13 protein-coding genes are annotated in these 12,715 nt (G+C 67.9%); 2 read left to right on the top strand and 11 right to left on the bottom strand.

Features of this window, described 5'->3' with window-relative positions:
- Nucleotides 1–180 precede the first annotated feature (180 nt).
- The 9 genes from G9373_RS16005 to G9373_RS15965 all read right to left on the bottom strand — a co-directional run bounded on the left by G9373_RS16005 (nt 181) and on the right by G9373_RS15965 (nt 8,627).
- On the bottom strand, nt 181–918 hold the full coding sequence (locus G9373_RS16005) for an anti-sigma factor (RefSeq protein ID WP_005562263.1): 738 nt from the start codon (nt 916–918) through the stop codon (nt 181–183).
- Complete coding sequence (locus tag G9373_RS16000) at nt 911–1,489, bottom strand: sigma-70 family RNA polymerase sigma factor (RefSeq protein ID WP_005259110.1); 579 nt, start codon at nt 1,487–1,489, stop codon at nt 911–913. Before G9373_RS16000 ends, G9373_RS16005 begins: the two co-directional genes overlap by 8 nt.
- A 98-nt stretch (nt 1,490–1,587) precedes the next feature.
- On the bottom strand, nt 1,588–2,388 hold the full coding sequence (locus G9373_RS15995) for a DUF1295 domain-containing protein (protein ID WP_005562262.1): 801 nt from the start codon (nt 2,386–2,388) through the stop codon (nt 1,588–1,590).
- Nucleotides 2,385–3,695: a class I SAM-dependent methyltransferase gene (locus tag G9373_RS15990; RefSeq protein WP_167115725.1), complete on the bottom strand. Its 1,311-nt coding sequence runs from the start codon at nt 3,693–3,695 to the stop codon at nt 2,385–2,387. Before G9373_RS15990 ends, G9373_RS15995 begins: the two co-directional genes overlap by 4 nt.
- A complete protein-coding gene (locus G9373_RS15985) occupies nt 3,692–5,074 on the bottom strand; it encodes a class I SAM-dependent methyltransferase (protein ID WP_167115722.1) in 1,383 nt (460 codons plus the stop codon). The genes G9373_RS15990 and G9373_RS15985 overlap by 4 nt, the downstream gene beginning before the upstream one ends.
- A complete protein-coding gene (locus G9373_RS15980) occupies nt 5,071–5,811 on the bottom strand; it encodes a DUF1365 family protein (RefSeq protein WP_043787624.1) in 741 nt (246 codons plus the stop codon). Before G9373_RS15980 ends, G9373_RS15985 begins: the two co-directional genes overlap by 4 nt.
- Nucleotides 5,808–7,148, bottom strand: a complete 1,341-nt coding sequence (locus G9373_RS15975) for an FAD-dependent oxidoreductase (protein WP_120661413.1) — start codon at nt 7,146–7,148, stop codon at nt 5,808–5,810. The genes G9373_RS15980 and G9373_RS15975 overlap by 4 nt, the downstream gene beginning before the upstream one ends.
- Nucleotides 7,141–7,788, bottom strand: a complete 648-nt coding sequence (locus G9373_RS15970) for an alpha/beta fold hydrolase (RefSeq protein ID WP_005562253.1) — start codon at nt 7,786–7,788, stop codon at nt 7,141–7,143. The genes G9373_RS15975 and G9373_RS15970 overlap by 8 nt, the downstream gene beginning before the upstream one ends.
- Nucleotides 7,789–7,961: 173 nt before the next feature.
- Nucleotides 7,962–8,627: a fasciclin domain-containing protein gene (locus tag G9373_RS15965; protein ID WP_167115719.1), complete on the bottom strand. Its 666-nt coding sequence runs from the start codon at nt 8,625–8,627 to the stop codon at nt 7,962–7,964.
- Between the two features lie 193 nt (nt 8,628–8,820).
- On the opposite strand from G9373_RS15965, the gene G9373_RS15960 reads away from it, so the two are divergent.
- Complete coding sequence (locus tag G9373_RS15960; protein WP_054246551.1) at nt 8,821–9,423, top strand: lipocalin family protein; 603 nt, start codon at nt 8,821–8,823, stop codon at nt 9,421–9,423.
- Here the strand turns inward: G9373_RS15960 and G9373_RS15955 are convergent.
- Entirely contained in the window at nt 9,402–10,883 is a 1,482-nt protein-coding gene (locus G9373_RS15955; protein ID WP_167115716.1) for an SDR family oxidoreductase, read from the bottom strand. The genes G9373_RS15960 and G9373_RS15955 overlap by 22 nt on opposite strands.
- A 59-nt stretch (nt 10,884–10,942) precedes the next feature.
- Between G9373_RS15955 and G9373_RS15950 the strand changes: the two genes are divergently transcribed.
- On the top strand, nt 10,943–12,295 hold the full coding sequence (locus G9373_RS15950; RefSeq protein WP_167115713.1) for a TIGR01777 family oxidoreductase: 1,353 nt from the start codon (nt 10,943–10,945) through the stop codon (nt 12,293–12,295).
- Here G9373_RS15950 and G9373_RS15945 read toward each other — a convergent pair.
- Nucleotides 12,276–12,644, bottom strand: a complete 369-nt coding sequence (locus G9373_RS15945; protein ID WP_054246554.1) for an MmcQ/YjbR family DNA-binding protein — start codon at nt 12,642–12,644, stop codon at nt 12,276–12,278. The genes G9373_RS15950 and G9373_RS15945 overlap by 20 nt on opposite strands.
- Nucleotides 12,645–12,715 lie beyond the last annotated feature (71 nt).

The raw sequence follows: 12,715 nt of genomic DNA, 5'->3' as shown, positions 1-12,715 counted from the left end.
ACACCAACATCGCCTTCCAGGCCGCGAAGGAACTCATCCTCGACGGCACCCGCCAGCCGTCGGGCTACACCGAACCGATCCTGCACCGCCGCCGCCGCGAATACAAAGCAGCCAACGCCTGACCCGGTTCCCCCCACGTGAGTGGCGAAGCGTCCCGCGGGACGCTTCGCCACTCACGTATCAGGCGAGGTTCACCGTCGCGAAGATGTCGCCGGTCGGCTGGGTGGAACCGCCGGGCGGTTCCACACTGAATCCGAGTTCCGTGGACTGGTCGATGTCGTTCACGACCGCGGTGGTCGACGGTGACACGTCATCGGCTTCCATGATTCCGGCGGACACCGGCTCGTGCGACGGTCCGAGCAGCCACATCTGATACACCGAACCCGGTGCGGGCGGCGGGACGTCGTTCATCACCAGCACTCCGGCGTCGACGTCCTTGGAGTACACGACGGTGGCCGAACCGCCACCGGCGATCGGTGCCACCGCAGTGCGGACGTCGTCGGCCGCGAGGATCTGCGCGGGCACGGGTTGGCCGTCCTCGCTCTGCAACTGCTGAGCGACGGTGATGCCACCCACGGCGAGGACGACGACCGCGGCCGCCGCACTCAACGCCGCCACGAGACGCCTGCGCTTGCGCGCACGAACCTCGTCCAGCGCTATCGGTGCGGGCGCAGCGGCAGTGCCGGGCAACGCATCGAGGATTCGCCCGAGCAGGTGAGCGGGCGGCTCGACCGCGGTGGACGCCGACTGGGCGGCCATCGTCTCGTGCACACTGCGGACGGCGGTGTCGAATTCCAGGCGAACGTGGGGCGGTGCACTCTGGACCGCGGTGTCGATCTCGAGGCGCTGCTGATCGTCGACGGCGTCGAGGGCGTACACCTGAGCGAGGTCGAGGATGTCGTGCTGGGACTCATCCATCGAACTGCACCCCCAGACATTGCTTGAGCCTGATCAATCCGTCTCGAATTCGTGATTTCACCGTGGGAAGCGCCACGGACAGCCGTTCCGACACCTCTCGGTACGTCAGCCCTCCGTAATAGGCGAGTACCACCGTTCTCTGCTGGACTTCGGTGAGCGTGCCGAGGCAATCGACGACGTCGCTGGTGTCGCCGCGTCGGGTGACTTCCTCCGACACGGCGTCGAACGGTCCGTACCAACTCGAGGCGCCGTAGGCGGCTTCCCGTTCGGTGCCGGACTGCTCGGACCGCACCCGGTCGACGGCACGGCGATGGGCGAGGGTGATCAGCCACGACAGCGGCGACCCCTGCTTCGGATCGAATTTCTCCGCGTTGTTCCAGACCTGCAGGTACACCTCTTGGGTGGTTTCCTCGCTGTATCCGGGATCGCGCAGAACCCGCAGCACCATCCCGTACACCCGCGCGCTGGTGCGTTCGTAGAAGTCGCTGAAGGCATCCCGCTCGCCCTGTGCGATACGCGCCAGCAACGCCGTCAGCGTCACGTTCTCCGTGTCCCTGTCGACGCCGGTCATCGGCCCATTCCGTTCATCGATCCACAGCCTAATAGCAGGTTGCGGCCGGTGTGACCACGATGGGACTCGGGGGGATGCGAGCGATGCCGGCATGGCACTCACCGCTTCGGCGGCAAGGGAAGGAAATAGCTGGTGCGCTGCTGGTATTCGGGGTAGCCGGGTCGCTGCGACATCGACTTCTCGAGCAGCCTCGCGCCGGTCGCGAACACCAGGAAATACGTCATGACCACCGGAGACAGCACAGTGAGAGCTCCGGGCCACACGCTCGCCGCGATGAGCCACAGTCCCCACCACACACAGGAATCGCCGAAGTAGTTCGGGTGCCGCGTCCACGCCCACAGGCCGACGTCCATGATCTCGCCCTTGTTGGACGGGTCCGCCTTGAACGCCTTCAACTGGTGGTCGCCGACCGATTCGAACACGACACCCACCACCCACAGGAGGACGCCGAGCACTCCGACGACCGCGCCGAGCCCGGATGCGGGACCGAGGACGGCCGACACTTGCAGCGGCAGCGACACGAACCACTGCGCGAGGCCCTGGGTGAGAAAGATCTTCCTGACGACGACACCGGGCGAGTCGCCGCCCGCCCGGTCGAGCATCTCCACGTAGCGCGGGTCCTCGCCCTTGCCTGCGGACTTGGCGTACATGTGCCAGGTCAGTCGCAGGCCCCACACGGCGACGAGCACCACCACCAGCCAGCGGCGCAGTGTGTCGCCGTCGCCGATGACGGCGGCCACGAGCGCCACCAGGACGAAACCGAGGCCCCAGGACACGTCGACGACGTTGTAGCGTCCGATCCGCCGGCCGACGAGGAACGTCGCGGCCTGGAGGACGGCGAGCACGAGAACGCTCGCCGCGGTGACGGCGCCGAAGTCCGACCAGTCGAATCCGTTCATCGGAGCACGCCGGATCCCGCGGAGTCGACCCGCACGGCAGGCATGAGAGATCGACCCGCCGCGGTCGGCTTCACGGCCAGGATCTGATCGACGCCCATGCGGCCCTGCTCGAAGCTCATCCCGCCGCCGACGAGGTACAGCCGCCACACCCGGGCCATCTCGAGCCCGACCATCTCGACGACGTCGTCCCAGCGGGACTCGAACTTCTCCAGCCACGCCTCGACGGTCCAGACGTAATGCTCACGGAGACCATGCACGTCGCGTACCTCGAGCCCGGCTCGTTCGAGGTACGCGACGCTCTCGCCGACGGGACGCATAGTCATGTCGGGAGCTATGAACGACTCGATGAACGGGCCGCCGCCGGGATGGCGTCCGGTGCGGGACATCTGCTGGATCAGGACCCGCGCACCGGGCTTCGCGTTGTCGTAGAGGGCCTGCGCGTACCGGGCGTAGTTCTTCTCGCCCACGTGCTCGCCCATCTCGAGGGAGGCGACGGCATCGAACGGGCCGTCGGGGACCTCGCGGTAATCCTGCAGACGGATCTCGACGCGGTCCTGCAACCCGCGCTCGGCGATCCGCTTGTCGACGAACGCCTTCTGCTCACGGGAGATGGTGACACCGACGACGTGTGCACCGTACTCGGCTGCGGCGTGCAGGCTCAGCGATCCCCAGCCGCATCCGACGTCGAGCAGCCGCATGCCGGGTTCGAGTCCGATCTTGCGGCACACCAGGTCGAGCTTGTCCCGCTGGGCGTCCTCGAGTCCGTAGTCCGAATCCTGCGGTGTTCCCGGCGCATTCCGGGTGAAATAGGCGCACGAGTAGGCCATCTGCGGGTCCAGGATCAAGGCGTAGAAATCGTTGGAGAGATCGTAGTGGTGACTGATCGCGGCGCGGTCGCGCAGCAGACTGTGCAGCCGTCCGCGGATGTTCGCCTGTGCGGCGGGTGCGGGGAGCGGCCCGCCCGTGACACCCAGCTTCGCGGCGACGCGCAGCACCTTCGCGACCGTCCACGGGCTCGGCCGGACTCCGCTGAGACCTCGCTCGCGCGCCACCGCCCACACATGTGCCAGGGCCTCGCCCAGGTCGCCCTCGACGTCGATCTCACCCGTCACGTAGGCCTGTGCGGCCCCGAGTTCCCCGGGGCTCCACAGCAATCGGCGCAGGGCGTCGGGACTGCGCAGCACCACCTTCGGCGCCGTCACCGGGCCGGCGGTACTGCCGTCCCACGCGGTCAAATGAACGGGCAATTCCCCGCGGACGAGCGGACGCAACGCCTTGTCGAGTTCGGCGGCAACGGTCACGGTCATGCTCCCGTCTTGTCGAGGACGAACTGCTGGACGTCGATGTAGCCGGAGCGGAACCCGGCCTCGGAGTAGCAGAGGTAGAAATGCCACATGCGGCGGAACGTCTCGTCGAATCCGAGTTCCTCCGCCTGCGCGCTGTGCGCGGCGAACCGGTCCTTCCACAGCCGGAGCGTCTCCGCGTAGTGCTGTCCCATGCTCAGTCGCTCCAGCACCCGCAACGCGGTGTGTTCGGCGGTGACGGATTCGATCGCCTCGGTCGACGGGAGGAAACCGCCCGGGAAGATGTACTTGTGCACCCAGGTGTAGGTGTTGCGGGTCTGCAGCATCCGATCGTGCGGCATGGTGATCGCCTGCAGCGCAACCTTTCCGCCCGGAGCCAGGAGTTTGTCGAGCACCCGGAAGTAGGTGGCCCAGTACTGATGTCCGACGGCCTCGATCATCTCGACCGACACGATGGCGTCGTACTCGCCGTCAACGTTGCGGTAGTCGAGCAGGTCGATCTGCACGGTCTCCGAGTGGCCGGCCTCGGCGACGCGCAGGCGGGCCAGGCTCTGCTGTTCGCTGGACAGCGTCACCGAGCGGACCACGGCGCCGCGTTCCGCCGCCCGGATGCACAGCTCTCCCCAGCCCGTCCCGACCTCGAGCAGCCTGGTTCCCACACCGACACCGGCCTCGTCGAGCAGCCGATCGATCTTGCGGCGCTGCGCGTCCGCGAAGTCCTCCCACTTCGGGGTGATCTGTGGGACGGGTGCCCGCAGGACCGTCACGTCCCGGACCTGCCCCACGCGGGTCGGGGTCGTCGAGAACAGTGCACTCGAGTACGTCAGCGTCTCGTCGAGGAATGTCTCGAACATCTCGTTGGACAGGTCATAGTGCCGGGAGATGTTGGAGCGGGTGTTCTGCTCGGTGTTGCGTTCCTGGGCGGGGTGTTTGGCGACATACAGTGCGCGCAACCGTTGCAGCGGGCGGGGAATGAGGGTCGCCATCCGTGAGGCGAACACGCTCAGCACCGCGGCGAGATCCGGCGACGTCCAATCACCGGCCATGTACGACTCGCCGAAACCGATGAGGCCGCTCGTCCCGACCCGCCGGGCGAACGCATCCGGGTTGCGGATGATCATGCGCGGCAGGATTTCCTGCTCCCGGCGAGCCCCCACCAGGGTGCCGTCGGGGTACTCGATGCGGACGTCGAGGTCGGCGGCCGCGCGGCGGAACAGGCGGTCGGCGACCTTCGCCGACATCGAGGCACGCGGACCGGTCGGCACGTCGGCCAGGCCAGGCCAGATCCGGTTGTCGATCCGCGGATCCTCCCCGGTGAACTCGAGGTCGGCGGTACTCACGGCAGGCGATGCGTCCATGCCGGTGTCCTTGTTCCTTCTCACTGAACTGTCTCCTTCTGCCGGCCGTCGGGCCGAGCCGTGACGGGGAGTCCACGGGCCCACAAAGTGATTCCCTGGATACGAATGCGAGCCGACACCACGAGAGGTGCCAGGGGAGTGCGTAGTTGAGTCCTCAGGACCGTCCGGCGGGTGGCGGGCTGCCGCGTTCCCCGCACCGTCGCGGTGAACGGGGCGTGCCCGTCCCGGTGGAGCACCACGTTCAGCGAGAGCCTGTCGCCCGGCTCGGGGAACCGCATCTCGTATCGGCCGCTCACGTCGTTGAACGGGGAGACGTAGAACTGCTTGTCCACCTCGGCGCGGTCGCTGCCGTCGGGCCGGATCAGGTAGCTGTGCCGCTGACCATAGGTGTTGTGCACCTCGGCGATCACGCAGCGGAGGCTGCCGTCGACGTCGTGGCACCAGTACACGCTGAGCGGGTTGAACACGTAGCCGAGCACCCGCGCGTTGAGGAGCGCCGTCACCGTCCCGCCGCGGAGGTCGACTCCGTGGGTGGCGAGGAACGCATCCACCCGGGCGCGCAGCGTGTCCGCGCCGGCACCGGAGCCGGGTTCGAAGTGGTCCTCGGCGCGGAAGCGGGCGAACGGACCGAGCCACCCGGGTAGGTGCGGAAGGTCGTCGACGTCCACGTACCAGCTGTAGCTCGAATACTCGAAACTGTTGCGGACGGGTTCGGTGCGTGCGTGCCGGATCGTCGTCGAATAGATCGCCGGCGCGGTCACGACACCGTCTCCCGTTCGCGGTGTCGCCCGGCGTGCGCATCCCACGATCCGCCGATCCGTTCGGCGGCGCGCAGGCCCGAGAGCGCCCCGTCCTCGTGGAACCCCCAGCCGTGGTAGGCGCCCGCGAAGGCGAAGGTGCCGGAACCGAGTTCGTGTAACCGCGACTGCGCGGCCACGGAATCGGGGGTGTAGACGGGGTGCTCGTACGTCATCTCGGCGACGACCTTCGACGGGTCGACGAGGTGCTTGCCACCGAGTGTGACGAGGAACCGCCGGTCGCGCACCGTGTCCAGGCGCATGAGCCGGGTCATGTCGTAGGTGACGATGACGCCCGTGGCGTCCGTGCTGTCGGCGGGCGTCAGGTAGTTCCAGGAGGCCCGGGCGTTCTCCGCGCGGGGGAGCAGCGACTCGTCGGTGTGCAGCTGGGCGTGGTTCACCGAATACGGCATGTCGCCGAGGATCTCGGTCTCGAGGTTCGAGGCGTCGCCGAGCATGGCGAGCGCCTGACGGGGGTGAACGGCGACCACCACGGCGTCGAAGTACCGGACGTCGCCGCGGCCGTCGACGACGCACGCGCCGCCGTCCGGGGTGCGTTCCACCTTCTGCACGGGGGTGTCGAGAAGTATCTCGTCGAGGTGGGCCGCCACCTTCTCGACGTAGCGGGCGGAGCCACCCGTCACGGTGCGCCACGTGGGTGACCCGAAGACGGTGAGCATTCCGTGGTGCTCGAGGAACCTGAACAGGTAGCGAGCCGGATAATGCGCCGCCGTCGTGGGATCGCACGACCACACCGCCGCGACGAGCGGTGTCATGAAGTTCTCGACGAAGTACGGGCTGAAACCGTTGCGGCTCAGGAACTCGCGCAGCGGTTCCTGCGCACCAGCCTCGTCGGCCGGGGTGTCGAGCACGGCACGGGCGCAGCGGTGGAATCGAAGAACCTCGCCGAGCATCCGCCAGTACCGCGGCCGGGCCAGGGTGCGCGTGGTGGGGAACAGCCCGCGGATCCCCTTCGCGCCTGCGTATTCGAGCCCGCTCACATCGGATCGGATCGACATCGACATGTCCGAATCCTGGGTGGCCACGTCGAGTTCGGCGAACAGGCGCAGCAGGGTGGGGTAGGTGCGGTCGTTGTGCACGATGAAGCCCGTGTCGACGTCCACTTCTGCGCCCGAGTCGAGTGCCAGGTGGTGGGTGTGGGCGTGACCGCCGAGACGGGCGTCGGCCTCGTAGAGGGTGACGCGGTCGTGGCGGGACAGAACGTAGGCGGCGGTCAACCCTGCGACGCCGCTGCCGATCACCGCGACGTTCCTGCGTTCGAGCTTCTCCGAATCATGCATGGCGACCTGCTTTCCGGTCTGTCGGTGCGGCGACGACACCTTCCGCAGCGAAGGCGTCGAGAACGAAATCGGCGGTGATGCGATGCCACCAGCGAGGCCGGGTGAGCATGAAGTGTCCGGCTCCCGGCAGGGGAGTCCACGAGGCGTTCACCCCGCGAGCCAGCACCCGCTCGGTCTGGACCCGGGAAGAGGTGGGATCCGTCCAACGGTCGGCGGTTCCGTGCGCGACCATCAGGCTGCGGTCGGCAGGCACCAGTTCGCCGTCGGACTCGGGCCACCAGGGTGCGAGCGCGGCGATCGCCCGCACGTTGTCGAGCGCAGCGAGGTGAGCGGCGACGCGGCCGCCCATCGAATGTCCGACGACGGCGACGGGGACGTCCCCGAACCGCAGCCGGGCCCGCTCGACGGCAACCCGGGCGTCGTGCACCGGGCTGGTCTCGGGGGCGTTCCATCCGCGGACCCGGTACTGCAGCCGCTCCACGACGATTCCGTGCCGGCCGAGCGTGCACCTCAGAGACCAGGCCATCCAGGTCATGCGCAGATTCGACAAGTGCCAGAACCGCGAGGGTGCCTGACTGCGTGGTTTGCCGCCGGGCAGCACGAGTACGTACGCCGGGGCGGTGGGTGAGCCTTTCTCCATAACCGTTATTCGGAGCTGACTTTGTGTCGGATGGGCGGACCAGCACCCGCTCACGTGAGTGGCGAAGCGTGCCCGAGCACACCGTGGCACTCACGTAAGCGCACGCGAGAAGCCCGGCGGCATCGGTGTGGGACCGATGCCGCCGGGCGCGGAGAACTGTGAGACGAGGGTGCTTACTGGGGCATCAGGACGGAGTCGATCAGGTACACCGTGGCGTTGGCGGTCTGGACGCCACCGCAGATGACGCCGGCGTCGTTGACCTTCAGGTCGTCGCCCGAACCGGTGACGGTGACCGTGCCACCCTCGACGGTCGTGTGCTGGCCGTCGATGTCACTCGGCGCGATCTGGCCGGGGACGACGTGGTAGGTCAGGACCTTGGTGAGCAGCGCCGCGTCGGTCTTGAGAGTCTCGATGGTGGCTGGGTCGACCTTCGCGAACGCGGCGTCCACCGGCGCGAACACCGTGAACTGCCCGCGGTTCAGCGTGTCGACCAGGTTGACCTGCGGGTTGAGCTGACCGGATATGGCGGCGGTGAGGGTGGTGAGCAGTGGGTTGTTGGACGCGGCCGTCGCGACCGGATCCTGCGCCATGCCACTGACCGAACCGGCACCGTCCGGCACCGTCTTCGCGTACTCGGCGCAGCCCGGACCGACCAGGTTGGCGGCGGGATCGGCCATCGCGGACGAGGTCATCGAACCGGACGACATCGACTCGGACGTCATTGCCTCCGAGGCCGAGCCGCTGCTCGACGAGTCGCTGTCGTCCGACGAACACGCTGCACCCAGCAGGACGAGGGATGTGCTCGCTGCGACTGCCAGAACTCGTGTGGTGATGTTCATGGGTTATTGCCTCTCTCCGGTGTGGGTGCGGATGAGCACCATCGACAGGCATTCGGAGCGGTCTCCCGATCGGATGGGTCGAAGGTTTTCCCGGATCGACCCATCCGATCCGGGAGGGGCGTCGAATGCCCTGAGAGAGGGTGCTGGACAGGCCCTCTGTTCCGGCTGCCCGTTTATCGTGAAAGGACCCGAGATGTCACGTTCGAAGGTACGTGGATTCGCCGCAGGACTGCTGACCGCGGCTGCGGCCGTGGTGCTGGCGGCGAGCCCGGCACAGGCTCAGCCCGGTGCGCTCGCACCCGTCCCGTCTCTCGACGTCCAGAGGTACCTCGGTACGTGGTATCAGTTGGCCGCTGTGCCACAGCCGTTCAACCTGGACTGTGCGCGGGACACCAGGGCGACGTACGGGCTCGTCGACCCGTCGAACGTCAGCGTCGCCAACTCGTGCACCACCTGGGCGGGAGGGACGAACGGAATCAACGGCAACGCGCGCGTCACCGATCCGGTCACCAATGCGCAACTCCACGTGAGTTTCCCGGACGTGCCGTTCCAGAGTTCACCGGACGGGCCCACCAACTATGTGGTCACCTACATCGCCGACGACTACTCGTGGGCGCTCGTCGGTGACCCGGCACGGGCTTCGGGTTTCGTCCTCTCCCGCAACCCGGCGGTCGACGACGCGGGATGGAAGCAGATCCGGCAGGTGGTGGAATCGCGTGGCTACAACTCGTGCCTGTTGCTGACGTCCCCGACCACCGGTGGCCGAGAAGGAATTCAGCCGCTCTGCACGGTCTGACGGGCAGCCGAGCCGGTGATGTTCTCCATCATGCCTTTGAAGATGATTCCGTGGAACGGCATGATGGAGTACCAGTACAGCCGTCCGGCGAGGCCTTTCGGGAAGAAGATGGCTCGTTGATCGAGTCGGGACCGGTCGGAATCCACACTGTGGACTCGCCATTCGAGCCACGCCCCGCCCGGTGCCCGCATCTCGGCGCGCAGCCGTAGCAGAGACCCCCGGTCGATGTGTTCGACCCGCCAGAAATCCAAGGGGTCACCGGTGTTGAGCTGCTTCGGGTTCCGGCGTCCGCGGGTGAGTCCGACACCGCCGACCACGCGGTCGAGCCAGCCGCGCACCGACCACGCGAGTGGGAACGAGTACCACCCGTTCTCGCCGCCGATGCTCTCGACGACGCTCCACAGCGTTCCGGCGTCCGCTTCGCAGTCCCTGGTGCGTTCGTCGGTGTAGACGACCTCACCGGCCCAATCCGGGTCGGACGGCAACGGATCGGACGGGGCGCCGACCGGGGACGCACTGGCCCAGGTCGTCTCCACCTCGCCGTTGTCGATGCGCCGCAACGCCAATCGCACGGCGTCCCGGTACGTCGTCAGGCCCGCCTTCGGCGGTGGGATGACGTCGTCGATGTCGTGCTCGGTGGCGACGGCATCGTTGTGGAGTGATTCGATCAGTGCCCGCCCGAGTGAGCGGGGGATCGGGGTGACCAGACCGATCCACAGACCGGCGAGCTTCGGGGTCAGCACCGGGAGGACGAGGATGCGACGCTGACGCAGGCCCGCGACCTCGGCGTACGTCTGCATCATCTCGCCGTAGCGGATGACGTCGGGGCCACCGATGTCGAAGGTGCGGCTGCGCGGCAACGGCGCCTCGGCCGCGGCGACGAGGTAGTGCAGCACGTCGCGGACCGCGATCGGCTGGATCCGGTTGTTCACCCACCGCGGGGTGGTCATCACGGGGAGCCGGTTGGTGAGGTGGCGGATCATCTCGAACGACGCCGAACCGGAGCCGATGACAACCCCGGCCTGCAGAACCATTGTGGGAACACCGGAGTCGACGAGGATCTGCCCCACCTGTGTGCGGGAGCGCAGGTGCGGCGAGAGGTCCACCGAGTCGGGATGCAGTCCGCCGAGGTAGACGATCCGGCCGACACCGGACGTGCGGGCCGCGTCGGCCACGTTCTCCGCGCTGACGCGTTCGGCCTCCTCGAACTCCTCCGAACCGCCCATCGAATGCACGAGGTAGTAGACGACGTCGACGTCCGTGAAAGCGGCAGAAAGGGATTCGGGATCGCTCAGGTCGCCGCGGACGATCTCGACGTCGGACGCCCACGGAACGTCGGTCAGTTTCTCGGGTGAACGCACCAGCACCCGCACCCGGTAGCCGGCTTGCGAAAGCCTGGGGGCGAGGCGTCCGCCGATGTATCCGGTGGCACCGGTGACCAGTACACGTAACTGCGTCATTCCCACACGCTACCCGTCGTTGTCACCGCCTCGCCCGCCATCGCGGCTAAGGTCGGGGCATGGGCATCGTACATTCGAGTGTGGTCGAGGCCTCGCGGGACGAGTTGTTCGCCTGGCACACGAGGGCCGGGGCGTTCACCCGGCTCTCACCGCCCTGGCAGCCACTGAGTCTCGCGAAGGAGTCCGAGTCTCTGGAATCGGGTCGTGCCGAACTGCGCATGCCCGGTGGCCTGACGTGGATCGCGCAGCACGACGCGAAGGCGTACGACCCTCCGCACCGGTTCGTCGACTATTCGGCCGCGCTGCCGCTGCGACTGCTGGTGCCGTGGCGGCACACGCACACGTTCGACGTCGTGTCCGAGGGCCGGACCCGGGTCACCGACCAGGTCGACACCATCGTGCCCGGCCACTTCCTCCGGTCGACGTTCGTCTACCGCCACCGCCAGCTCGCCGACGACATGGACCGGCACCACTGGGCGTCCACCCTCCTGCCCGGTCCCCTCACCGTCGCGGTGACGGGGAGTTCCGGTCTGGTCGGCTCCGCTCTCACCGCGTTCCTGAGCACCGGCGGGCACCGGGTGATCCGTCTCGTGCGCCGCGCTCCCAGCACACCCGACGAACGGCGCTGGAACCCGGACGCTCCTGCCGCGGACCTGCTCGACGGAGTCGACGCGGTGATCCACCTCGCCGGCGCGTCCATCGCGGGACGGTTCACCGACGGTCATCGCCGGGCGATCAGGGACAGTCGTATCGAGCCCACCCGTCGGCTGGCGGAAGTGGCGGCAGCGTCCGGGCAGGGACCGATGATCTTCGTCAGTGCGTCGGCGATCGGGTATTACGGCCCCGACCGGGGCGACGAAGTGCTGCACGAGCAGGACCCGCGGGGCGACGGCTTCCTCGCCGACGTCGTGGCGCACTGGGAGGACGCGGCGACGCCGGCCGCCGACGCCGGACTGCGGGTGGTCCACGTCCGCACCGGGATCGTCCAATCGCCGAGCGGCGGCGTGCTGCGCCTGCAACGGCCGCTGTTCGAGGTCGGACTCGGAGGTCGTCTCGGTGCCGGAACGCAGTGGCTGTCGTGGATCGACATCGACGATCTGATCGACGTCTACCATCGCGCCGTCGTCGATTCGGGGTTGAGCGGTCCGGTCAACGCGGTGGCGCCGAATCCGGTTCGCAACGAGGAGTACACCGCGGTCCTGGCGTCGGTACTGCACCGCCCGGCCTTCCTTCCGGTACCCGATTTCGGGCCGAAGCTCCTGCTCGGCGAGCAGGGCGCACGCGAACTCGCCCTCGCCGATCAGCGCGTCGCCCCGGGCAAACTAATCGAACGCGGTCACCGGTTCCGCCGCCCCGACCTCGACACGGCGCTGCGCCACCAGCTCGGGCGGTTCACGACCGACGAGGGGTAGCGCGCCCCGCGTCGTACGCCGCCACGACCCGCTTCGGGGCGGTGAGACGCCACGCCTCCTCGACGAGTTCGGCCAGTTCTTCGGCGTCGACGCGGTCGAGGACGACGTCGATCCAGCCCCACCGCCCGAAGAACGGTGCGACCAGGAAGACGTCGGGATCCTCCTGCAGCAGAGCCGCCTGCGTTTCCTTCGTCGCTTTGAGGCAGACGGTGGGGGCGCCGTAACCGACGAGACCGAACATCTTCTTGCGCACGCGGAACGTCGGCTGGTCGCCCCAGTTGGCGATCACCACCTCGTGCGTCTCCGGCAAGGCCAGCATCATCGCGCGCACGTCGTGTTCGGTGGGCATCACAGCTCCTGGGCAGCCGGTCGGTGGTCCGGGACCTTTATATCCCGGATCACCGACAGCGCGGACCGCGG

Origin of the sequence: Rhodococcus sp. A14 (assembly GCF_011603105.1) — a bacterium.
Lineage (GTDB): Bacteria > Actinomycetota > Actinomycetes > Mycobacteriales > Mycobacteriaceae > Rhodococcus_F > Rhodococcus_F opacus.
The sequence above is the reverse complement of the archived record's forward strand: the minus strand, read 5'-3'. Positions and strand labels throughout refer to the sequence as shown.

What these genes read in the sequence shown, in the direction of transcription:
- G9373_RS15970 (WP_005562253.1), bottom strand. Translation starts at nt 7,788, where the DNA reads ATGGAGAAAGGCTCACCCACCGCCCCGGCGTACGTACTCGTGCTGCCC.
- G9373_RS15960 (WP_054246551.1), top strand. Translation starts at nt 8,821, where the DNA reads ATGTCACGTTCGAAGGTACGTGGATTCGCCGCAGGACTGCTGACCGCG.
- G9373_RS15945 (WP_054246554.1), bottom strand. Translation starts at nt 12,644, where the DNA reads ATGCCCACCGAACACGACGTGCGCGCGATGATGCTGGCCTTGCCGGAG.
- G9373_RS15990 (WP_167115725.1), bottom strand. Translation starts at nt 3,695, where the DNA reads ATGACCGTGACCGTTGCCGCCGAACTCGACAAGGCGTTGCGTCCGCTC.
- G9373_RS15955 (WP_167115716.1), bottom strand. Translation starts at nt 10,883, where the DNA reads ATGACGCAGTTACGTGTACTGGTCACCGGTGCCACCGGATACATCGGC.
- G9373_RS15975 (WP_120661413.1), bottom strand. Translation starts at nt 7,148, where the DNA reads ATGCATGATTCGGAGAAGCTCGAACGCAGGAACGTCGCGGTGATCGGC.
- G9373_RS15965 (WP_167115719.1), bottom strand. Translation starts at nt 8,627, where the DNA reads ATGAACATCACCACACGAGTTCTGGCAGTCGCAGCGAGCACATCCCTC.
- G9373_RS16005 (WP_005562263.1), bottom strand. Translation starts at nt 918, where the DNA reads ATGGATGAGTCCCAGCACGACATCCTCGACCTCGCTCAGGTGTACGCC.
- G9373_RS15950 (WP_167115713.1), top strand. Translation starts at nt 10,943, where the DNA reads ATGGGCATCGTACATTCGAGTGTGGTCGAGGCCTCGCGGGACGAGTTG.
- G9373_RS16000 (WP_005259110.1), bottom strand. Translation starts at nt 1,489, where the DNA reads ATGACCGGCGTCGACAGGGACACGGAGAACGTGACGCTGACGGCGTTG.
- G9373_RS15995 (WP_005562262.1), bottom strand. Translation starts at nt 2,388, where the DNA reads ATGAACGGATTCGACTGGTCGGACTTCGGCGCCGTCACCGCGGCGAGC.